Source organism: Pantoea sp. UBA6567, assembly GCF_002434165.1.
Classification (GTDB): Bacteria; Pseudomonadota; Gammaproteobacteria; order Enterobacterales; family Enterobacteriaceae; genus Pantoea; species Pantoea eucrina.
Map to the genome: position 1 here is coordinate 1,076,469 of NZ_DJJN01000006.1, position 20,923 is coordinate 1,097,391.

Consider the following 20,923-nt stretch of genomic DNA (forward strand, 5'->3'; position numbering starts at 1 on the left):
TAGCCGATGAAAACCGCCAGTGCAATTGACACCCTGCGCGACCTGGCAGAACAGGATCTGGATGACGCTGTGCTCCATCTGGGCAACATGCGGCGCGGCCAGCAGCAGGCCAATGAGCAGCTCAGCATGCTGCTGGACTATCTGGATGAGTATCGCAACAAGCTCAATCAGGATATGTCCGGCGGTATTACCAGCATGCGCTGGAGTAACTATCACCAGTTTATCCAGACGCTGGAAAAAGCGATTGACCAGCATCGCCAGCAGCTGAGCCAGTGGGATCAGCGTACTGAACAGGCGCTGGGCAGCTGGCGGGAAAAGCACAAGAAACTCAATGCCTATCAGATGCTGATTACCCGCGCTGAGGAGAGTGCATTGCGTCAGGAAAACCGTCTCGATCAGAAACGAATGGATGAATTTGCCCAACGGGCCGCACTGAGGAAAAGCGAATGACTACGCTGCAAGCCCTGCTTACGCATACTGCAAAAGTCGCTAAAATAGCTGCCGCAACTGATGCAGCGCCAGAGAGCCAGGCAATGGGTGACGGCCTGCCGTCCCACTTTATCACCGAGCTGGGAAATCAGCTGCTGGCGCTGGCTAAACAGCAGGGAAAACTGCAGCCGGGTGAAACCCGTGACGCAGGCGACGTTGCCGGTAATGACGATAAAGCGTCACTGAGTAACCTGCTGCAGGCACTGGACAAACCAGACGCTTTAAATGCACTTTTCCAGCCGGCGGGATCTAAAGCCGGGCTTAAATCCGCCGATGATAGTGATGAACATGCCGTAACGCCGTTAAGCGCCAGCGACTTACAGAATGTGCAGGCGCTGTTTGCCATGCTGCCGGCGATGGTGGAAAACCGGCCGCCGCTGGCTTCGGGCACGCCGCCACAGGCAGCAACTGATGCAGCCGCAGGCACGCCGCTGAACGCGGCGCTGAGCGGTGCGCTGCTGACGGGCAGCGCACCGGCAACTGAGCAGGCAGAGGCGGCGACACCACACACCCGCAGTCAGGATACGTCAGCGCTTACCGCGCGCGCTGATGGCCTGGCCGCCGGCAGCCACGGCAGCACGGCGCCCGCCAGCAGCGCTGCACTGACGCTGGATGAGAGTTTCCGGCAGATGCTGGGGGGACTCAGTAAAAGCGATGAGCGGCAGGCGCTGTCAGCCGGGCAGGAACAGCCAGCAGCCCATCTCAGCGCTATGTTCAGCAGCAGCGCGCCGGTTAATACCGCCAGCGCCAGCCTGCAGGGCACCCCGTCAACGCCGATGCTGAATGCGCAGCTTGGCAGTCAGGAGTGGCAGCAGGCGCTGGGGCAGCAGATTGTGATGTTCAGCCGCAACGGGCAGCAGAACGCTGAACTGCGGCTGCATCCGGAGGATTTAGGCGCGCTGCAGATCAGCCTCACCATGGATAAGGACCAGGCGCAGCTGACGCTGGTCTCAGGCCACAGCCATGTCAGGGCGGCGCTGGAAGCTGCCCTGCCGCAGCTGCGCAGTGCCCTGGCGGAGAGCGGCATCAACCTGGGCCAGAGCCAGGTGAGCAGCGACGCATTTGCCCAGAGCCAGCAGCAGCACGCCGGACAACAGGAGAATCAGCGCGATGGTCAGTATGGCCGCTTTACTCAGGCGCTGGAGAGTGACAGTGAGATAACGCCTGTAGCCGTTCCGGCGGCCCTGCAGGCGCGCGCCGCCGGCAGCGGTGGCGTCGATATTTTTGCCTGACAGCAGCTAAACGCTGAAGGTAAGCGTAAAACCCGCGTCTTTTCTTCCCATTGTTTGACTTAAGACGCGGGATAATCTGTTCAGGCAAGCCGAGAGGCTTGCCCATAATTCACAGGAAGTACTGCAAACATGTCTGATAACGCGAAAGCAAAAGGCCGCAAACGTTCATTACTGATTCCGGTGTTACTGATTGTAACGCTGGCCGCTTGCAGCGTAGCAGGCTATGCAGTCTGGCGAATGATGAATAAACACGAGGGTGACAAACCGGAAGCCGCGAAAGTTGAGCCACCGCCCGCCCCCGTCTTTTTTGCAATGGATACGTTTACGGTTAACCTGGTCAATCCTGACAACGATCCCGATCGCGTGCTGTACGTAGGCTTTACCCTGCGTCTGCCGGATGAGGATACCCGTCGCCGGTTGAACGATTACCTGCCGGAAGTGCGCAGCCGTCTGCTGCTGCTGCTGTCGCGTCAGAACGCGGCGCAGCTGGCAACCGAACAGGGCAAACAGGCCCTGGTCGGACAGATTAAACAGGTGATGGCGCCGCCGCTGGTAACCGGACAACCTGCACAGGTGGTCAGTGATGTGCTGTTTACCGCCTTCATTTTGAGGTGATTTAATGGGCGATAGCATTCTCTCCCAGGCTGAAATTGACGCGCTGCTTAACGGCGACAGTGACAGCGCGGAAGTAGAGAAAATTTCCACCGGGAGCGATGGCGACATTCGCCCTTACGACCCCAATACCCAGCGTCGTGTGGTACGTGAGCGGCTGCAGGCGCTGGAGATCATCAATGAACGTTTTGCGCGCCATTTTCGTATGGCGCTGTTTAACCTGCTGCGCCGCAGCCCGGATATCAGCGTAGGGGCGATAAAAATTCAGCCCTACCACGAGTTTGCCCGCAATCTGCCGGTGCCAACCAACCTGAACCTGATCCATCTGCAGCCGCTGCGCGGCACGGCGCTGGTCGTGTTCTCGCCAAGCCTGGTGTTTATCGCCGTGGATAACCTGTTTGGTGGCGACGGGCGCTTTCCGACCAAAGTTGAGGGGCGCGAGTTTACCCATACTGAACAGCGCGTGATCCGCCGCATGCTGAAGCTGGCGCTGGATGGCTACAGCGACGCGTGGAAAGCGATCTACCCGCTGGAAGTGGAGTATGTCCGTTCAGAGATGCAGGTGAAGTTTACCAACATCACCACCTCACCTAACGATATTGTCGTTAACACCCCTTTTCAGGTGGAGATTGGCAACCTGGTCGGTGAGTTTAACATCTGTATTCCGTTTTCCATGATTGAGCCGCTGCGCGAGCTGCTGGTCAATCCACCGCTGGAGAACTCCCGCCAGGAGGATACGCACTGGCGCGATAATCTGGTGAAGCAGGTGCAGCACTCTGAGCTGGAGCTGATTGCACATTTTGCCGAAACCTCAATGCGCCTGTCGCGCATTTTGCAGCTTAAACCCGGCGATGTACTGCCAATTGAAAAGCCGGATCGCATCATTGCCCATGTGGATGGCGTTCCGGTGCTGACCAGCCAGTACGGCATGCTGAATGGCCAGTATGCGCTGCGCGTTGAACATCTGATTAACCCGATTTTGAATTCGCTGAATGAGGAACAGCCCAATGAGTGACAGCAAAAACCCGTCCGACGATATCTCCGCGGACGATCTGTGGGCTGAAGCAATGAACGAGCAGACCAGCAGCGGCAGCGCACCGGCCGCCAGTGAAAACGTGTTTAAAGCGTTTGAGAGTGCTGGCGCCAGCGGTGCCATGCAGGATATCGATCTGATCATGGATATCCCGGTCAAACTCACCGTTGAACTGGGCCGTACCAAAATGACGATCAAAGAGCTGCTGCGTCTGACGCAGGGTTCTGTGGTGTCGCTGGATGGTCTCGCCGGTGAACCGCTGGATATTCTGATCAACGGCTATCTGATTGCGCAGGGTGAAGTCGTGGTCGTGAATGATAAATATGGCGTGCGTATCACCGATATCATTACGCCTTCTGAACGCATGCGTCGTCTGAGCCGCTGATCATGCAAAACAGCGCACAAACCCTGCAGCCAGCGCACGCGCAGCCGGTGGTCTCCACCGGCTCCGTAGTGAGTCAGGTCGGCACTATGCTGGCGGTGATTGTTCTGCTGATTCTGGCCTGCGGCTGGCTGGCGAAGCGCATGGGCTTTGCGCCAAAAACGGTTAATGCACAGGCGCTGAAAGTCAGCGCCAGCGTACAGGTCGGGCGTCAGGAGCGGGTGGTGATCGTTGAAACCGCCGATGCGCGCCTGGTGCTGGGGGTAACAGCGCAGCAGATCACCCATCTGCACTCGCTGCCGCCGCTGCCGCCTGAAGAACACCCGCAGGCTCAGCCTGTACCGCAGGATTTTCGTCAGATCCTCCACAACCTGGTTAAACGTCCCGGAAAACCTTAATGATGCGTCGATTACTCTCTCTGCTGCCGCTGCTGATGCTGCTGGCACCGGCTGCGCACGCGCAGTTGCCTGGTCTGGTCAGCCAGCCGCTGGCTAATGGCGGGCAGAGCTGGTCGCTGCCGGTACAGACGCTGGTGTTTATCACCTCGCTGACCTTTATCCCGGCCGTACTGCTGATGATGACCAGCTTTACACGCATCATTATTGTATTTGGCCTGCTGCGTAACGCGCTGGGTACCCCTTCGGCCCCGCCTAATCAGGTGATGCTCGGCCTGGCGCTGTTCCTGACCTTTTTCATCATGGCGCCCACGTTCGATAAAATCTACGCGGATGCCTACCTGCCCTTCAGTCAGGACAAAATCAGTATGGAAGTGGCGCTGGATAAAGGTGCCCAGCCGCTGCGTGAGTTTATGCTGCGCCAGACGCGCGAAGCCGATCTGGCCCTGTTTGCCCGCCTGGCCAATACCGCGCCTATCGACGGCCCGGAAGCGGTACCGATGCGTATTCTGCTGCCGGCGTACGTGACCAGCGAGCTGAAAACCGCATTCCAGATTGGCTTTACGGTCTTTATCCCTTTTCTGATTATCGACCTGGTGGTCGCCAGTGTACTGATGGCATTAGGTATGATGATGGTACCGCCGGCGACGATTGCGCTGCCGTTTAAGCTGATGCTGTTTGTGCTGGTCGACGGCTGGCAGCTGCTGGTGGGGTCGCTGGCCCAAAGCTTTTATTCCTGACCCTTCATTAATCTTTCCCTGACAGGAGCACAGTATGACCCCGGAATCGGTAATGGTAATGGGCCAGGAGGCGATGCGCGTCGCGCTGATGATGGCGGCTCCGCTACTGCTGGTCGCGATGGTAAGCGGGCTTATCATCAGTATTCTGCAGGCGGCAACGCAGATTAACGAACAGACGCTCTCTTTTATTCCCAAGATTCTGGCGGTGGCGGCTACCGGCGTAATCGCAGGACCGTGGATGCTGAATCTGATGCTGGATTACATTCGCACTCTGTTCAGCAACCTGCCTTATATCATTGGCTGATGGTTACCCTCGACAGCAGTCAGCTTATCCACTGGGTGGCGCAGTTTTTCTGGCCGATGGCGCGCCTGCTGGCGCTGTTTGCCAGCGCGCCGGTGCTGAACGAGCGCAATATACCCAAGCGGGTAAAGGTGGCGCTTGCGTTTGTGATCACCTGGATTTTGCTGCCGCTGTTGCCACCGGTCGACGTTACCCTGTTCTCACCTGCCGGTTTCTGGATGCTGATCCAGCAGCTGCTGATTGGTGCCGGTATCGGTCTGACCATGCAACTGGCGTTTTCAGCCGTAAAGCTGGCGGGTGAAATCATTGGTTTACAGATGGGATTATCTTTCGCTACGCTGCTGGACCCGAACACGCGGGTTAACATGCCGCTGCTGGCGCGTTTTCTCGATATGCTGGCGATGCTGCTGTTTCTGACCTTTAACGGACATCTGTGGCTGATCTCACTGCTGGCAGACAGTTTTCAGACCTTGCCCGTCAGTGCAGAGCCGCTGAGTGCTGATGCCTTTATGGGACTGGTCAAAGGTGCCGGGCTAATTTTCCTTAATGGCATGATGTTAGCGCTGCCCTTAATCATTTTGCTCCTCACGCTAAACCTGGCACTGGGTTTGTTAAACCGTGTTTCACCTCAACTGTCGGTTTTCGCTATCGGCTTTCCTGTGACCTTAACGGTCGGTATCCTCTCTATGGGTATGCTGATGCCGCTTCTTGCCCCATTCTGCGAACATCTGTTCAGCGAAGTCTTTGATTTACTCGCCCGATTTGTCTCAGAACTTTCCCCTGCACGTTAGTTAACGATACTGTTACCATTCTGAAGTGATAGTTAAGCAGTCAAAATCATTCCGTATACTTTTCAAACCATTTTTTTCAGAAATCAACTGAGGAAAATCTGATAAATCGATATTTATCGTGAAAAACATTCTTATTAAACGGTCCGTGGAGTATTTTAGTCAGACGATTCTTAAGGTGGTTTCCCTGACGAATCGGTTGGCAAAATGCTCAAGGGTATGTTTTTAAACAAAAAAAATTTAAAAGCGATTTTTCTTGTCTAATTTCCCTTTTTCCGGCATTGTCAACACTCGCTGAAGCGTCACACTTTCGCGAAACAAATGTTTTTAAGATTTGTCCTATCAGAATTGCCTGTAACATGCGCGATAGTGACACAGCTCTCAAAAACAGGGCGGAAGGTATACTTAAAGCAAATTCCTGGTGATTCCCGCTATCGCCGGGGAAAGAATGACGTGGATGGAACACAAAAAACTTCGCAGAACGGGTCAGGGAAGAGTCATGATGGCACAGGGATATAATTTGCCAGACTGCAAAGCAGAATAAAAAAGTGTCTTTGAAAATTTCTCTCGTACCGCAAACGCGTATTCATCGTTGATTTAAACGGATAACAAATTGGTGAGGGTCGCTATAATGCCAACGATTATTATGGATTCATGTAACTACACACGCCTGGGACTGTCGGACTATATGTCGGCAAAAGGAGTTAAAAAGAAAAACATTACTGCAGCCACGGATATCGAACAGCTACAACAAAAATGCGAGCAATTAAAACCTGGCGTAGTATTTATTAACGAAGATTGCTTTATTCACGAAGCCGATTCCAGCGATCGCATTCGTGCTATTATCACACAGCACCCGGATACTCTTTTCTTTATCTTTATGGCGATCTCAAATATCCATTTTGAGGAATATCTCTACGTTCGTAAGAACCTGATTATTACATCAAAATCGATCAAGACATCGACTCTGGATTCACTGCTGGGTACTTACCTGCAAAAGAAACTCAATGCGTCACCGCGTATTTCCGCCGGGATGGACATTCATCCACTGACGCTGAGCCAGACCGAATCAAATATGCTGAAAATGTGGATGTCAGGCCATGACACCATTCAGATTTCAGACAAAATGCAGATTAAGGCTAAAACCGTTTCGTCACATAAAGGCAATATTAAGCGTAAAATCAAAACGCATAATAAACAGGTTATCTATCATGTAGTACGTCTGACAGATAATGTAACCTCCGGCATTTATGTTAACGTGCGATAAGCTGTCTGCTACATAATTTATGCTGCCACAGGGCTGGTCTGATGACCAGCCCTGTTGTTTTTTAACGCTTTTGCGATCGCGATCCCATATTCTCACCTAAGCCTTTCCCCTGCCCTGCCGATGTTTGCTTTCAGAACCCTTACCACTATGAGAGCAAGGAAATGAAAACAGCATCGATCGATGTAGATAATAAGCTCAGCCTCTGGCAAAACCTGCGCCTGATGCCGCTATTCAGCGTGATATTCGGCGGCATTCTGCTGCTTTTTGCCCTGTGTATTGGTCTCGCCAGCTATTTTCTCATTCAGAGTAATAATTCGCTGAACGATGCCACCGAAGAGATTCAGGTGCGCATGGGCATTTCCAACAGCTCTAACCATCTGCGCACTGCCCGCCTTAATATACTGCAGGCGGGCGCGGCAACGCGTATTGGCGAGATGGATAGCTATCGCGCCGATCTGGCGCGGACAGAAACGCGCATTAAACAGGCGCGTGAAGGATTTACGCTTTATATGGCGCGCGATGTTAAAACGCCCGCCGATCTGGCCCTGGATGCGCCGCTGACCGCCAGCTTCAATCAATATATCGATAAAGGCGTGAAGCCGATGATTGAGTCAGCGCGTCAGGGTAGCTTCGAAGGCATTGTGGCACAGGAGACCGATGTCACCCGTAAACTGGATGACGCCTATAACGCGCTGCTGCTGAAGGCCATTAAAATCCGTACCGAGCGGGCCGAGGCGATTAACGCCGGGGCAGCTCACCAGGCGCGCCTCGGCTTTATCGCCATGGCAGCGGCGTTTGCGGCTGCATTAGTGCTGGTCGGGCTGACCTTTATTTTTCTGCGGCGGATCATTATTAATCCTCTGCGCCAGTCGGTGGTCCGCATTGAGCGAATTGCCCGGGGTGATTTGACCGCCGCCGATGTGCCGTGCGGGCGTAACGAAATCGGCATGCTGTTGCATAATCTGCAGCTGATGCAGGCCGCGCTGGTACGCACCGTGGGCAGCGTGCGCGAAGGGGCGGAGGCTATTTATCAGGGAACCAGCGAAATCTCCGCCGGGAACACCGACCTCTCTTCCCGCACCGAGCAGCAGGCATCAGCACTGGAACAGACCGCGGCCAGTATGGAACAGCTCACCGCAACGGTGAAGCAGAATGCGGAAAATGCCCATCACGCCAGTCAGCTGGCAGCTGACGCCTCTGACAAAGCGCGCAACGGTGGCGATCTGGTCAGCGGCGTAGTGAAAACCATGAACAACATCTCCGGCAGCTCGAAAAAAATTGCTGAAATCACCAACGTGATTAACAGCATCGCTTTTCAGACAAATATTCTGGCGCTTAACGCTGCGGTAGAAGCTGCCCGGGCAGGTGAACAGGGCCGCGGTTTCGCCGTTGTCGCCAGCGAAGTACGCAGCCTGGCGCAGCGCAGCGCTCAGGCGGCGAAAGAGATCGAAACGCTGATTGCCGAGTCGGTCGCGCTGATTGGTGACGGATCGCATCAGGTGGGCGAAGCGGGAACCACCATGAGTGACATCGTTGAAGCCGTACGGCGCGTTACCGATATTATGGCAGAGATCGCCGCAGCCTCAGATGAGCAGAGCCGCGGTATCCAGCAGGTCAGCCTGGCGGTGACGGAAATGGATAACGTGACGCAGCAAAACGCCTCGCTGGTTGAAGAAGCCTCTTCTGCAGCGGCCTCGCTGGAAGATCAGGCGGGTAAACTGACGCAGGCGGTGGCGGCATTCCGCCTCAGCGACAGCGCTTACGCCACAACGAAAGTTGCGGCGCCGGTCCACGCGGCGCCAGCGACTCAGCGCACGATGCGTCCGGCACTGGCGGTATCAGGCAGCGATAACTGGGAGACCTTCTGACAGCACGCGCCCCGCTGAAGCGTCAGATGGGGCGCGCGGTTTGGTTTGCTCAGCCGGTGCTTTCAGGCTCAACAAATACGCCTTCGGCGTGGTCGCTTTCGTTAAAAAACCAGATGCCCAGCGGATAGTCCTCCAGCGCCACCAGATACATGGTCCCTTCGTTAAACGGCTCCACCGCCAGCAGTTTACCTGCGCGGCGCGGGCCGCCGTCTGTTTTCACCGTTACGCGTTCACCTGCCTGCATTGCGACCTCTCAGCGACTGTTTTGCGCCAGTGTACCGTAAACAGGCGGCGAAATAGTGATCGCGATCAGCGACGGGCGATAACCCAGACAGCGTGGACGATGCCGGGAATATAGCCACACAGCGTCAGCAGAATGTTCAGCCAGAACGCTCCGCCAAAACCTACCTGCATGAATACGCCCAGCGGTGGCAGCAAAATAGCGATAATAATGCGCAGCAAATCCATACTAACTCCTTGTTATCAATAATAATCAAACAGCGTTAAGCATAGCTGCTTCTGGTAAAAACAGGAGCGACGTCAGGTAAAGAACTGTCAAAAGCCGCTTTTTCACTCTCTTAACGTTTTGCAGCGAGAACCCTGACGGAGAAAACGCCTATCATCATTTCGCTGCATCAACCCCAAAGAAGCAGCCAACCTAAAAGTAACAAGGATTTTTGCCCGCGCAGCGCGGGCTTTTTTTTTGCCTGTCGCGCTGCGCGCGTATGCGCGTGCCGCACTATACTCAAGACTCACCCTGGCTTTACGGAGTCCCCGTATGCGTGCAGAAGAAACCCGCCCTCGCTCCCTTCCGGCAGGCAATCCGGAACAGGAAAAAGAGCGCGACCCGGAGTGGTTTGATTCATCGGGTAAAACCGTGGATCAGGCGCGCTGCCTTTCTGAACAGTGCGAAGTGGATATTCACGATTGCAGCTTTTGCGAAGCGAATCGCTGAGAGTGATTTAAAAAAAACCCGGCTCAGGCCGGGTTAAATTTATCAATGGATTCGTTACACCAGGAAACGGTAATGCCGTTTCAGATTACGCTCACTGTGTATGAAGGCAACCGGCATTTGTGCATATAAAGTGCAGAAATATGCATATCTTCTGGCGTTAAACCGGCCAGAGAGCCGCGCCGTCTGCGCTTCACCCTGCACACTTCATGCACCGGTAGCCGGCGTCGCGCTGCCTTTTAAGATTATTCCTGGTTGTCGCGTTCGGTACGCCGGAAAAACGTGCAATCGTCATAACGCTATTATACTGATTACTCTCTGCTTTACTCACCTCTGTGGTGTAAGGAGTATGACGATGATTGATCCCGATTCCCCCCTGCTGGTGGTAACCGACCTGGACGGCTCGCTGCTGGATCACCACGATTACAACTGGGAAGCTGCCCGCCCGTGGCTGGACTATTTTGCCGCACGCCAGATCCCGGTAGTGCTCTGCTCCAGTAAAACCGCTGCAGAGATTATCCCGCTGCAGAAGCGCCTGGGTTTAGGCGGAGCGCCGTTTATCGCTGAAAATGGTGCCCGCATCAGCTTTGGCGACGACGTTACGGTTAATGATGAGCCAGGCGCTGACTATCTGGCGCTGTGCGACATGCTGGCCGCGCTGAAAACGGAATTTCGCTTTACCGGTTTTCACGATCTCAGTGACAGCGACGTGGCGAGCTTTACCGGTCTGGCGCTGAGTGACGCCCGGCTAAGCCGCCTGCGGGACGCCTCGGAGGTGATTTTGTGGCGCGACGAGAGCGATAAGCTGGAGGCATTTCGCGCCGCGCTGGCCCGGCATCAGCTTGCGCTGACGCAGGGCGGCCGCTTCTGGCACGTGATGCCGGAAAACTGCGGCAAAGGTATCGCGCTGACGCAGCTGCAGCAGCAGCTGATGCAGCAGGATGGCGTAAGCCGGATAACGCTGGGTCTGGGTGACGGCCCCAATGATATCCCGATGCTGGAGCAGGCGGACTACGCGGTCATTATCAAAGGTTTCAGCAAGTCGCCGGTTACACTCAGCCGTACCGATAGCGACCATATCTATCGCACAGCGCAAACCGGACCGGAAGGCTGGAGCGAAGGCATAGAACACTTTCTGGCCCCCCATAAGCCGTAATCAGAGGATGAGACGATGAGTGATTTTTATCAGAATGGCGTGATTACGAATTTCCATAACCTCACCCATCGCCGCGTGGAGTCGCTGGAAAAAGAGATGGTGCAGTTTGCCCGCCGGCGCAAGATGGGCCTGATCCTGCCCTCGCTGTTCTCCGAACTGGAGGGCCCGGCGCTGGATAATATTGTTAATGAACTGGCGCAGGTGCCCTATCTGGAAGAGATTGTGATTGGTCTCGATCGAGCCGATCGCGATCAGTTTCTGTTTGCCCGCGACTTCTTCTCACGCCTGCCCCAGCGGCACCGCATTCTGTGGAATGACGGGCCGCGCCTGAAAGCGATTGATGCAGAGCTGGATAAAGAGGGTCTCTCACCCAGCCAGCCGGGCAAAGGACGCAACGTCTGGTTCTGTACCGGTTACACCCTGGCGTCCGATCGCACCCAGTGCGTGGCGCTGCACGACTGCGACATTGTGACCTATGAGCGCGGCATGCTGGCGCGTCTGCTCTATCCGCTGGCCAACCCGGCGTTTCAGTATGAGTTTTGCAAAGGGTTTTATGCGCGCGTCGCGGATGGCAAGCTCAATGGCCGCGTCGGCCGTCTGCTGGTCGGACCGATGCTGCGTTCGCTGCAGCAGGTGTATGGCCACTCCGAGTATCTCGACTACCTCAGCAGCTTTCGCTATCCCCTCTCCGGCGAGTTTGCCATGCGCACCCATGTGCTTAACGGCATTAAGATCCCTGGCGACTGGGGGCTGGAGATCGGCGTGCTGTCTGAGATCTATCGCAACTATACGACCCGACAGAGCTGTCAGGTCGAGATCGCCGATCACTATGACCACAAGCATCAGCCGCTGGCCGAAGAGGATGGTACCGGGGGGCTGAAGCGCATGAGCAGCGATATTGTCCAGTCGCTGCTGCGCAAGCTGGCGACCATGGGCGTGCCGCTGACCAGCGATTCGTTTCGCGTGCTGAAGGCGACTTATTACCGTAACGCGCTGGATATGATGGAGATCTACCGGCATGAAGCAACCATGAACGGCCTGTCGTTCGATCAGCACAAAGAGGAAGCGGCGGTGGAGATGTTTACCCAGGCCATTCTCGACGCCGGTCAGTCGTTTATTGAACGCCCCAACGATAAGCCCTTTATTCCGAGCTGGAGTCGCGTTCAGTCGGCGTTTCCGGATATTCTGCAGCGGATTTATCAGGCGGTGGAAGAAGATAACGAGGGAAAAGTGTAACGGGATACGGGACGGCGAAACCGTCCCGATCAGATTCAGCTGGCGAGCCGGGATTCCGTAGTCATGTGACTCAGTTCATCACTATGGAATGCCTCGCGGCGCACGCTATAGCCATCATACCAACGACACTCAACCATTCCGCTGGCATAGCCGGTTACCACCATCGTGGGTCCGCCCTGTTTGTGCTGAACTTCATCACTCACTGCAAAGGTCATACCGCGCCCTCCCTTTTACCGTTGATTGAACGCTTAAAGGTATAGCAGCCGGACAGACAATTTGCCTATAGGATAATGTTATTAGTGTGATAAAAGAGGAATAAGCAGTGCAAAATCTGGTTCATAAACAAAGCCGGTAATGTTTATTACCGGCTTTGAAATTTTTAGCTGCGACCGTCAGATTTTGCAGCCTTCGCACTCAGCATCATCACTGAGTTCAGCCGGCACTTCGCTGGCTTTTTCCGCCGCTTTCGCTTCAGCCTGTTCCAGCTGGGCATCGATATCAAATTCAAACATATCGTCGTTCATCATCACTCTCCTGAAAATTAGTGTGCCGCGCGTTATATCGCATTGCCAGAGATAAGCGGTAAGCGGCTTGTGCGCCGCTCGCCGCGCTGGCCTGTTATGCCGACTTACCGCGAACTTTGGCGATCAGGTTAACCACCAGCAGCACAATCGCGCCGACGATAAACCCAAGCACCAGATTGGCCCCGTTGCTCAGCAGGCCGGAAACCAGACCGTTAAAGCCGCTGCTGTACTCGCTGATAGCGTGATGCAGCGGCGTGATACCATGCACAATAATGCCACCGCCCACCAGAAACATCGCCAGCGTGCCGACGACGGTAAGAATTTTCATCAGCCACGGCGCCATCGCCAGCAGAAAACCGCCCACCGCCTGCGCCAGTGAAGAGGACTTTTCCCGCAGCCAGTAGCCGAGGTCATCGATCTTTACAATCATCGCCACAATGCCATAAACACCGATGGTCACCAGAATGGCGATACCGGCGAGGATCAGCACCTGGTTAAGCAGCGGCGCCTCTGAAACGATGCCCAGCGTAATCGCCACGATCTCCGCCGAAAGAATAAAGTCAGTGCGTACCGCACCTTTGACCTTGCTCTTTTCATACGCGCGCGGATCCTGCTGTGCCAGGCTGTCGAGCCGCTGCTGACGCGCTTCCGGGCTCTTTTCCTCTTTATCGTGCTGCAGGCTGTGTAACACCTTTTCCACCCCTTCATAGCAGAGGTAGGCGCCTCCCAGCATCAGCAACGGCGTGATAAGCCAGGGAGCAAACGCTGAAATCACCAGCGCCAGCGGCACCAGGATCAGCTTATTCAGAAATGAGCCTTTCGCAACGCCCCAGACCACCGGCAATTCGCGATTGGCTTTGACGCCCGTGACCTGCTGCGCATTAAGCGACAAATCGTCGCCCAGCACGCCAGCGGTTTTTTTTGCCGCAACCTTGCCCATGACTGAAATGTCATCCAGCAGCGTTGCAATATCATCCAGAAGCGTAAGTAAACTGGTTCCTGCCAAAATGGTAATCCTTATTCCGGTTAGTGTTCCTGACAACAGGGGCAGCGCTCAACCCACGTCACCGACATGTCGGCGATGCCCTCACAGTCCCATTCAACGCGTAACGTTTTTCCCTGCGTATCCGCTGCGTGCAGATATTTACTCACCGGACTTTCGGTCATGCCGCTGATCTCCTCTGTGGCAATCAGCCGATCGTCGAGCCAGATGCGTGCCGTGGCCTGTGTCGCCACCAGCCGCTCGTCACGCAGCTGATAGAGCCGTCTGACCGTCAGTTTAATACTGCTCATGGTAGTGCTCCGCGTCCCAGAGAAAAACGTGATCTAAACGATTATTGCCGCGAAAAGCAATCATCGCCGGCTAGAGCGGATGGTAATGATGCAATCCCTGATGATCCAGCTCCGCGCTCTGCCCGGCGGCCAGTAGCCACTCCTCAAGGCGCTCAATCAGCTGATTGTCATTCAGCCGCAGCTTACCGCGCAGCGCGCACTCCCAGACAATCAGAACCTTCCAGCCGGTCTCCTGCAGCTGCTGCACATAGCGCCGGTCACGCTCAACGTTACTGTTGATTTTGCCGTTCCAGAAACTGGTGCGCGTGGCGGGCATTTTAAACAGATAGCAGTGATGACGATGCCAGAAACAGCCGTGCACAAAGATAATGGCCTGCTGCTCAGGCAGCACGAAATCGGGCCGCCCCGGCAGCGCTTTATCCTGCACGCGAAAGCTGAAGCCGCGATCTTTCAATATCGCGGCCACGCGCTGTTCAATCGCCGTATCCTGATTGCGGATCGCGCGCATATTTTTACTGCGGATCTCTTGTGAGTGAACGTCAGCCATGCCGTTTCCTTTTCCTGCGGGCCTATTCAACTTTAGCGTTTTACGGCAAAAGCGAAAGCGGCGGCGTAAAAGAGTGCGGCACGGCGCGCAGCGCCACACGACGCGCTAATTTCAACCCTGACAGATGAGTGGTAGCATAGCCGCTCAACTGTTAAGGAAAAACGCATGCTCGCTCCCGATCCCGCCGCACCGGCTACCCCCTCTTCATTAACCGCTGCGCAGGATGATTTAGCGCTGTTACTGCAGGTACTGGATATCTACGCGGCGCGCGATGTGATGCAGACCCTCAACGCCGCCGGCACAGGCCACTGGAGCGTGGCGAAGCTGAACCGTCTGCGCAGTGGCAAAGCCGCGTCGGCAATGCTTCTGCCGTCTGAGATCGCCAGCCTGCGCGCCCTGCTGCCATCGCGACCGGCCCACTATGAGAGGCCCGCCTTTCAGTTTATCGATCTCTTTGCCGGTATCGGCGGCATCCGGCGCGGCTTTGAGCAGGCCGGCGGCGAGTGCGTTTTTACCAGCGAATGGAATAAAGAGGCGGTCCGCACCTATAAAGCGAACCACTACTGCGATCCGCTGCGCCACCGGTTCAATACCGATATTCGTCTCGTCACGCAGCCAGCCGGCCTCACTGAGGAGGTGGCTATCTATCAGCATATCGATCGCGCTATCCCCGATCACCAGGTGCTGCTGGCCGGCTTTCCCTGTCAGCCTTTTTCACTGGCGGGCGTCAGTAAAAAGAACGCGCTCGGCCGGGCGCACGGCTTTGAGTGTGAGGCGCAGGGCACGCTGTTTTTTGACGTGGCGCGCATTCTCGCGGCTAAAAAGCCCGCGTTTTTTGTGCTGGAAAATGTCAAGAATCTGAAGAGCCACGATAAGGGCCGCACCTTCGCCATTATTATGGCAACGCTGGATGAGCTGGGTTATGACGTGGCGGATGCGGATGATAAAGGCACACCGGACGCCAAAGTGATCGACGCGCGCTATTTTCTGCCGCAGCACCGTGAGCGCATTGTGCTGGTGGGCATCCGGCGCGATAGCGGCGTTAAGCAGCCCTTTTCACTGCGCGCGTTGCCGGCGCTCTATCCGCCGCAGGTGCCGCCACTGCAGAGTTTGCTGGACGCAGATCCGGGTGAAAAATATACCCTGTCGCCAACGCTCTGGCACTACCTCTATCGCTATGCGCAAAAGCACAAGGCGAAGGGCAACGGCTTTGGCTTTGGCCTGAACGATCCGCAGAATCCGCACTGCTGCGTGCGCACGCTTTCAGCGCGCTACTACAAAGATGGCTCGGAGATCCTGATCGATCGCGGCTGGGATCGCGCGCTGGGTGAACAGAACTTTACCGCTGCTGAGAACATGGCGCGGCGACCGCGCCGGCTGAGCCCGCGCGAGTGCGCGCGCCTGATGGGGTTTGAAGCGCCGGGTGAAGCGCGGTTCCGCATCCCGGTCTCCGATACCCAGGCCTATCGTCAGTTTGGCAATTCCGTGGTGGTGCCGGTATTTGCTGCGGTAGCGAAATTACTGCTGCCGCTGATTGAATACTACAGGCTGAACGCGCCAGAGCAGGCTAATAGCTGATCGCGCATAAGAAATAGCTCACCCGCCGGGCGGCGGGTGGCAGAGATTACTTCTTCTTCTTGCTCTTTTTCAGTAGCGCACGGATCTGGCGCAGTTCCGTAGCGCTTAACCGGTCGTCCGGCGTCTCATCGGAGTGCAGATTATCTACCGCCGTCTCCTGCTGCAGGGCACTCTGCAGGCTCGCCTGCAGCCGGTTAACAATCTCCTGACTCATTGAAAGCTGATTGTCAGCAGCCAGCTGCTTAATCTCCTCTTTCAGTGCCGGATCAATTTTAATCGTAATGTTCACGGTTTCAGTCATTTCCACACTCCCTGCTATTTTTTTCACAAACGTAGCGGAAGATGAGGCCAGTTAACAGTCTGTCATAAAAATTTAATATTCCTGTAACGTGCAGCAGAAGTCGCGCAGCACGGATTCATCAACCCCCGCCAGGTTCCCCTGCAGCTCCGCACAGAGTTTGGCCATATAGTGCACCAGAAAATCGGCGTTATATTCAGCCAGACGACGTCCCGCTGCCGTTTGCATGGTTTCAGGCAGGCGCAGCAGCTTTTTCTGAAAGTGATCCAGTGTCCACTTCACATCGTCGAGCTCGCGATCGCGCCCCAGCGGATCGTCACTGTCAAACAGCGGCCGGCCCAGTGCGCCAGCCGTGTAGAATACGCGTGCCAGTCCGATAGCCCCCAGCGACTCCAGACGATCGGCATCCTGCACAATTTTTGCTTCTGCGGTCAGCGGCGTAATGGCAGCACTAAAACTGTGCGCCTGCACCGCGTGCGCCACGCTATCTATAAGTTCAGCGGGAAAATCGGGAAAATCCTGCTGCAGAATACGGCGCGTCTCTTCAGCGGCAAACGTAGAGGCAAGATGACGCTGCGGATGGTTCTTCGGCAGATTCACCACGTCGTGAAAGTAGCTGGCGGTCAGTACCACCATGGCATCGGCAGGCGTCTCCTGCATGATACGCGCCGCGCTCATCCAGACCCGACGCAGATGCCCTGTGTCGTGCGCCTTATCGTCATGCTGCCAGTTCAGCCGCAGCCAGTGTTCATAACGTTGTTGCCAGTGTGTAATGGACATGATGCTTCTCCTGTTATGACATGTGGTGCGCGGCGGGAGCTCTTCAGACTCAGCCCTATCTTAGCGGGCAGGTCATGACACTTTTCTTACAGCATTTTTGGGGTGAGAGGGAAAAATCTGCGATCCTGATCATGTTATAGCGTTGTTAAGCCCGCTTGCCCAGTAGCCTTTTTGTTTTCAGCTTTTCCTTATGACGTTTCACTATCGTCAGATTTAGTTAACATAGTTTATGTGTCGCGCTTAACCGCGATGCCAGTGCGCGGGGAATTTAAGCGGTCACTCCTCGCTGACAGATAGCCAGTTATTAGCGGAGAAAAAGGTGAAATAGTCTGAAAATATTTCTATTTTGGCCGTTATAACGTACTGTATAGGGGAAATTTCCGCATTTCGCCGGTACGTTAAGCGATCTGCACCCCACTTTTTGCCTGGATGTTTTTTTAATACCGGAACAGGAAGGGAACGCCTGATTATCAGGTGACAAATTATTAAGCAAATTTGTTTGAAACCTTTATGCTAAGGGTCTCGTCCTGTACAGGATGTAACGTCAACGCTTTCCGGGTTCGTGATATAACAAGAGGTAAAAAATGAAAGAACGGCCGATTCTTTTTTCCGAACAGCGGGTTCGCGCCCTGCTGGTTGGCCAGCAAACACAGACCCGACGCATTATGAAAACGCAGGCATTTGGTCCAGGACAGGACCACCATGAAGGCGTTCATGCGTTTGATGTCAGTGCGAATCATCTTCACGGCTACAAACTGATGTCGATGTCCGATATCAGCGCGCACTGTCCCTTCGGGCAGGTTGGCGATCGCCTGTGGGTGCGCGAAACCTGGCGCGGCCCGATTGTGCCGGAAGCGCAGCTGGCAGAGTACGATCGCGATCCCCAGCTATTTCGCCATCCCGACTTCTGCCAGTATCGTGCTGACAGCAACGAGTTTGGTCAGCTGGAGGACGATCTGCAGGACGCGGAGCAGTTTGGCTGGCAGACGGCCATTCACATGCCGCGCTGGGCAAGCCGCATCGATCTGACCATCACCGCGATCCGGGCTGAAAAAATCCAGGATATCAGCGAGGATGACATCATGGCAGAGGGCGTTCAGACGGACTCGCACTTCCTGAACAACTTCTTTACCATGAATATGAATTCAGAGTCGCCCAAAGAGGCGTATCGCAAAGCGTGGCAAAAACAGTATGGCGCGACCAGCTGGGAGGTTAACCCCTGGGTCTGGGTCATTGAATTTGAGCGCGTTCTGCGCGAAAGCCGATCGCCCTGAGCGTGCGCCCTGCGCCTCTTCTGCCCACCGGAAGAGGCGCTTACGCCCCACCCCGCTTATTTTTGCTTTTCACTTTGCAAGCGCAATCACAGACACCGTCCCGGCTAACAGGTTGAATAACGGGTTTGACGTCTGGCACATTCTGTCCCGTCGGCACTCCTTCTCTCCTTCTACAGGCGCTGCGATGTTTAAATGGTCCCGGAACGCGCATAAATCCGATGCTGTCGCTGAACTGCCCTGGACGCAGGCGCTGCGGCAGCCAGTGTTTTCTCTGCTTAATCATGACGAGCACGCCGTTCTGATCGGCATGGCGCAGCGCTTTCTGCAGCAGAAAAAATTTGTCCTGCTGCAGGGCACTGAACTGGATGCGCTGCACAGCGCCCGTCTGGCGCTGCTGTTTTGCCTGCCGGTGCTGAAGCTGGGCGTGGAGTGGCTGGATGGCTTTCACGACGTGCTTATCTATCCTGAACCCTTTGCGGTTGATGATCGCTGGGAAGATGAGAGCGGGCTGGTGCATCAGGCGCCCGCTGTACACGCCGGGCAGAGCTGGACGCAGGGGCCGGTGGTGCTCAACGCGCTGGATATTTCCGACGCGTTCGATCTCTCAGGCTATAACCTGGTGATCCATGAAGTGGCGCATAAGCTGGACGCGCGCGGTAGCGGCTACACCAGCGGCATCCCCGCTATTCCGCTGCGCGAGGTCGCTGGCTGGGAGAAAGATTTGCTGCAGGTGATGCAGGAAATTGACGATGAAGTGGCACTCGCGGGTGAAGAGGCCGCGACCTTTGATCCCTACGCAGCCAGCGATCCGGCCGAATGTTTTGCTGTGCTGTCAGAGTATTTCTTCACTGCGCCCGACCTGCTCCTTCAGCGCTTTCCGGCGATGTATCGACACCTGCAGCTGTTTTACCGTCAGGATCCTGCTGCCCGGCTTGCGACGCTGGCGGCGGAATCTGCCTGATCCCTGCGCGGGCTGTATCTTTGCTAGCCAGTTGAATGCAATTGTGTTTTAAGCTGTTGACAGGCTCGTGCGGGGCCACTACTATTCGCCTCGTTCACACGATTCCTCTGTAGTTCAGTCGGTAGAACGGCGGACTGTTAATCCGTATGTCACTGGTTCGAGTCCAGTCAGAGGAGCCAGAATTAGAAAAGCCCGCTCAGGGAAACCTGAGCGGGCTTTTTGCTGTCTGCGCTGGCGTTAAATCACCGCTACCCCGCCGGTTACGGCAATGGTTGCCCCTGAGATATAGCTGGCTTCGTCGCTGGCCAGCATGACATAAGAAGAGGCCAGCTCAGCGGGCTGCCCCATACGCTGCAGCGGCACCTGGCTGCCAAAACTTTCGACCTGCTGCGGCGGCATAGTGGCCGGGATCAGCGGCGTCCAGATAGGTCCCGGTGCGACCGCGTTGGCACGAATGCCCTTATCCGCCAGCAGCGCGGCAAGGCTGCCGGAAAAGTTAATGATGGCGGCTTTGGTGGCCGAGTAGGCAATCAGTTTTGGTTTTGGCTGATCGGCGTTGACTGACGCGGTGTTAATAATGGAGCTGCCGGCTGGCATATGCGGTACCGCGGCTTTACAGATGTAGAACATCGCATAGAGATTGGTTTTCATCGTGCGGTCAAACTCATCATCATCAATCTCATCCAGCGAGTCGCGCGTCATCTGGAAAGCGGCGTTGTTGACTACAATATCAATTTTGCCAAAACGGTCCGCCGTCTGCGCCACGATGCTGCGGCAGTGTTCCGCCTGCATAATATCGCCCGCGATCAGCAGAGCCTGCTGCCCGGCGGCTTCCACCAGCTGCGCGGTATCTTTTGCATCTTCGTGTTCATCCAGGTAGGAGATGACCACGTCGGCGCCTTCACGGGCGTAAGCGATGGCCACTGCACGGCCAATACCGGAGTCGCCGCCGGTGATAATCGCGGTTTTGCCTTTCAGCCGGCCGCTGCCCTGATAGCTGGTTTCGCCGTGATCGGGCACCGGCTGCATCTCGCGAAAGCTGCCGGGCCACTGCTGCTGCTGCGCCTGCTGCGGATTTTCTGGACGATCGGTCATAACGCGCTCCTTTTTCAGCGAAGGGGTAATCTGGCTCAGGTGAACAGCATCAAGTGTAGCAGCCATAACCAGAATGCAAGGCGGAGTGATAAGCGTAACGGCTTGAGAGATAAGTCTATTTC

27 protein-coding genes and 1 tRNA gene are annotated in these 20,923 nt (G+C 55.6%); 18 read left to right on the forward strand and 10 right to left on the reverse strand.

Annotated elements, in window-relative coordinates:
- Positions 1–6 precede the first annotated feature (6 nt).
- The 11 genes from fliJ (at position 7) to B4M48_RS11255 (ending at position 9,107) form a co-directional block, all read left to right on the forward strand.
- Entirely contained in the window at positions 7–450 is a 444-nt protein-coding gene (gene fliJ / locus B4M48_RS11205; protein ID WP_039385135.1) for a flagellar export protein FliJ, read from the forward strand.
- Positions 447–1,721 (forward strand): flagellar hook-length control protein FliK, encoded by a 1,275-nt coding sequence (locus B4M48_RS11210; RefSeq protein WP_288656711.1) that lies wholly within the window; start codon positions 447–449, stop codon positions 1,719–1,721. The genes fliJ and B4M48_RS11210 overlap by 4 nt, the downstream gene beginning before the upstream one ends.
- A 129-nt stretch (positions 1,722–1,850) precedes the next feature.
- Positions 1,851–2,336, forward strand: a complete 486-nt coding sequence (gene fliL, locus B4M48_RS11215) for a flagellar basal body-associated protein FliL (RefSeq protein ID WP_039385141.1) — start codon at positions 1,851–1,853, stop codon at positions 2,334–2,336.
- Between the two features lie 4 nt (positions 2,337–2,340).
- Complete coding sequence (gene fliM, locus B4M48_RS11220) at positions 2,341–3,348, forward strand: flagellar motor switch protein FliM (protein WP_039385143.1); 1,008 nt, start codon at positions 2,341–2,343, stop codon at positions 3,346–3,348.
- Complete coding sequence (gene fliN, locus B4M48_RS11225) at positions 3,341–3,751, forward strand: flagellar motor switch protein FliN (protein WP_039385146.1); 411 nt, start codon at positions 3,341–3,343, stop codon at positions 3,749–3,751. The genes fliM and fliN overlap by 8 nt, the downstream gene beginning before the upstream one ends.
- Positions 3,752–3,753: 2 nt before the next feature.
- Positions 3,754–4,146 (forward strand): flagellar biosynthetic protein FliO, encoded by a 393-nt coding sequence (gene fliO / locus B4M48_RS11230; protein WP_039385149.1) that lies wholly within the window; start codon positions 3,754–3,756, stop codon positions 4,144–4,146.
- A gap of 2 nt (positions 4,147–4,148) precedes the next feature.
- Entirely contained in the window at positions 4,149–4,883 is a 735-nt protein-coding gene (gene fliP, locus B4M48_RS11235; RefSeq protein WP_039385989.1) for a flagellar type III secretion system pore protein FliP, read from the forward strand.
- A 34-nt stretch (positions 4,884–4,917) separates the two neighbouring features.
- Positions 4,918–5,187, forward strand: coding sequence for a flagellar biosynthesis protein FliQ (gene fliQ / locus B4M48_RS11240; protein ID WP_039385151.1), 270 nt, complete (start codon positions 4,918–4,920; stop codon positions 5,185–5,187).
- Entirely contained in the window at positions 5,187–5,975 is a 789-nt protein-coding gene (gene fliR / locus B4M48_RS11245) for a flagellar biosynthetic protein FliR (RefSeq protein WP_071667960.1), read from the forward strand. The genes fliQ and fliR overlap by 1 nt, the downstream gene beginning before the upstream one ends.
- A 628-nt stretch (positions 5,976–6,603) precedes the next feature.
- A complete protein-coding gene (gene rcsA / locus B4M48_RS11250) occupies positions 6,604–7,239 on the forward strand; it encodes a transcriptional regulator RcsA (protein ID WP_039385157.1) in 636 nt (211 codons plus the stop codon).
- 161 nt (positions 7,240–7,400) lie between these two features.
- Positions 7,401–9,107 carry a methyl-accepting chemotaxis protein gene (locus B4M48_RS11255; protein WP_288656712.1) on the forward strand — a complete coding sequence of 569 codons (1,707 nt, stop codon included), beginning with the start codon at positions 7,401–7,403 and terminating at the stop codon, positions 9,105–9,107.
- Between the two features lie 49 nt (positions 9,108–9,156).
- Here the strand turns inward: B4M48_RS11255 and dsrB are convergent, their stop codons facing one another.
- Complete coding sequence (gene dsrB / locus B4M48_RS11260; protein WP_039385162.1) at positions 9,157–9,351, reverse strand: protein DsrB; 195 nt, start codon at positions 9,349–9,351, stop codon at positions 9,157–9,159.
- 65 nt (positions 9,352–9,416) lie between these two features.
- On the reverse strand, positions 9,417–9,575 hold the full coding sequence (locus B4M48_RS11265) for a YqaE/Pmp3 family membrane protein (protein WP_039385165.1): 159 nt from the start codon (positions 9,573–9,575) through the stop codon (positions 9,417–9,419).
- 310 nt (positions 9,576–9,885) lie between these two features.
- On the opposite strand from B4M48_RS11265, the gene B4M48_RS11270 reads away from it, so the two are divergent.
- From B4M48_RS11270 to B4M48_RS11280, 3 genes are all read left to right on the forward strand, one after another.
- Positions 9,886–10,062, forward strand: a complete 177-nt coding sequence (locus tag B4M48_RS11270) for a hypothetical protein (protein WP_158086433.1) — start codon at positions 9,886–9,888, stop codon at positions 10,060–10,062.
- Positions 10,063–10,414: 352 nt separating this feature from the next.
- Entirely contained in the window at positions 10,415–11,215 is an 801-nt protein-coding gene (locus tag B4M48_RS11275; protein ID WP_039385168.1) for a mannosyl-3-phosphoglycerate phosphatase-related protein, read from the forward strand.
- Between the two features lie 15 nt (positions 11,216–11,230).
- Positions 11,231–12,451 (forward strand): glycosyl transferase, encoded by a 1,221-nt coding sequence (locus tag B4M48_RS11280; protein ID WP_039385170.1) that lies wholly within the window; start codon positions 11,231–11,233, stop codon positions 12,449–12,451.
- Between the two features lie 35 nt (positions 12,452–12,486).
- On the opposite strand, the gene B4M48_RS11285 is transcribed toward B4M48_RS11280, so the two are convergent.
- From B4M48_RS11285 to B4M48_RS11305, 5 genes are all read right to left on the reverse strand, one after another.
- Entirely contained in the window at positions 12,487–12,666 is a 180-nt protein-coding gene (locus B4M48_RS11285) for a YodC family protein (RefSeq protein ID WP_039385173.1), read from the reverse strand.
- Positions 12,667–12,843: 177 nt separating this feature from the next.
- Positions 12,844–12,978 carry a hypothetical protein gene (locus tag B4M48_RS11290; protein ID WP_255402073.1) on the reverse strand — a complete coding sequence of 45 codons (135 nt, stop codon included), beginning with the start codon at positions 12,976–12,978 and terminating at the stop codon, positions 12,844–12,846.
- Between the two features lie 91 nt (positions 12,979–13,069).
- On the reverse strand, positions 13,070–13,981 hold the full coding sequence (locus tag B4M48_RS11295) for a DUF808 domain-containing protein (protein ID WP_039385175.1): 912 nt from the start codon (positions 13,979–13,981) through the stop codon (positions 13,070–13,072).
- Between the two features lie 20 nt (positions 13,982–14,001).
- Complete coding sequence (locus B4M48_RS11300) at positions 14,002–14,268, reverse strand: hypothetical protein (protein ID WP_039385177.1); 267 nt, start codon at positions 14,266–14,268, stop codon at positions 14,002–14,004.
- A gap of 70 nt (positions 14,269–14,338) precedes the next feature.
- A complete protein-coding gene (locus B4M48_RS11305) occupies positions 14,339–14,815 on the reverse strand; it encodes a very short patch repair endonuclease (protein WP_039385180.1) in 477 nt (158 codons plus the stop codon).
- Between the two features lie 165 nt (positions 14,816–14,980).
- On the opposite strand from B4M48_RS11305, the gene dcm reads away from it, so the two are divergent.
- A complete protein-coding gene (gene dcm / locus B4M48_RS11310; protein WP_286876741.1) occupies positions 14,981–16,393 on the forward strand; it encodes a DNA (cytosine-5-)-methyltransferase in 1,413 nt (470 codons plus the stop codon).
- Positions 16,394–16,439: 46 nt separating this feature from the next.
- Here the strand turns inward: dcm and B4M48_RS11315 are convergent, their stop codons facing one another.
- Positions 16,440–16,694, reverse strand: coding sequence for a hypothetical protein (locus B4M48_RS11315; RefSeq protein ID WP_039385185.1), 255 nt, complete (start codon positions 16,692–16,694; stop codon positions 16,440–16,442).
- A 72-nt stretch (positions 16,695–16,766) separates the two neighbouring features.
- Positions 16,767–17,471, reverse strand: coding sequence for a phosphohydrolase (locus B4M48_RS11320; protein ID WP_039385186.1), 705 nt, complete (start codon positions 17,469–17,471; stop codon positions 16,767–16,769).
- A 584-nt stretch (positions 17,472–18,055) separates the two neighbouring features.
- Here B4M48_RS11320 and B4M48_RS11325 point away from each other — a divergent pair.
- From B4M48_RS11325 to B4M48_RS11335, 3 genes are all read left to right on the forward strand, one after another.
- Positions 18,056–18,745: a hypothetical protein gene (locus tag B4M48_RS11325; RefSeq protein ID WP_071667964.1), complete on the forward strand. Its 690-nt coding sequence runs from the start codon at positions 18,056–18,058 to the stop codon at positions 18,743–18,745.
- A gap of 184 nt (positions 18,746–18,929) precedes the next feature.
- Positions 18,930–19,706: a DgsA anti-repressor MtfA gene (mtfA, locus tag B4M48_RS11330; protein ID WP_039385190.1), complete on the forward strand. Its 777-nt coding sequence runs from the start codon at positions 18,930–18,932 to the stop codon at positions 19,704–19,706.
- Positions 19,707–19,809: 103 nt separating this feature from the next.
- A tRNA-Asn gene (locus B4M48_RS11335) sits at positions 19,810–19,885 on the forward strand.
- Between the two features lie 58 nt (positions 19,886–19,943).
- On the opposite strand, the gene B4M48_RS11340 is transcribed toward B4M48_RS11335, so the two are convergent.
- A complete protein-coding gene (locus B4M48_RS11340; RefSeq protein WP_071667965.1) occupies positions 19,944–20,801 on the reverse strand; it encodes a glucose 1-dehydrogenase in 858 nt (285 codons plus the stop codon).
- Between the last annotated feature and the right edge of the window lie 122 nt (positions 20,802–20,923).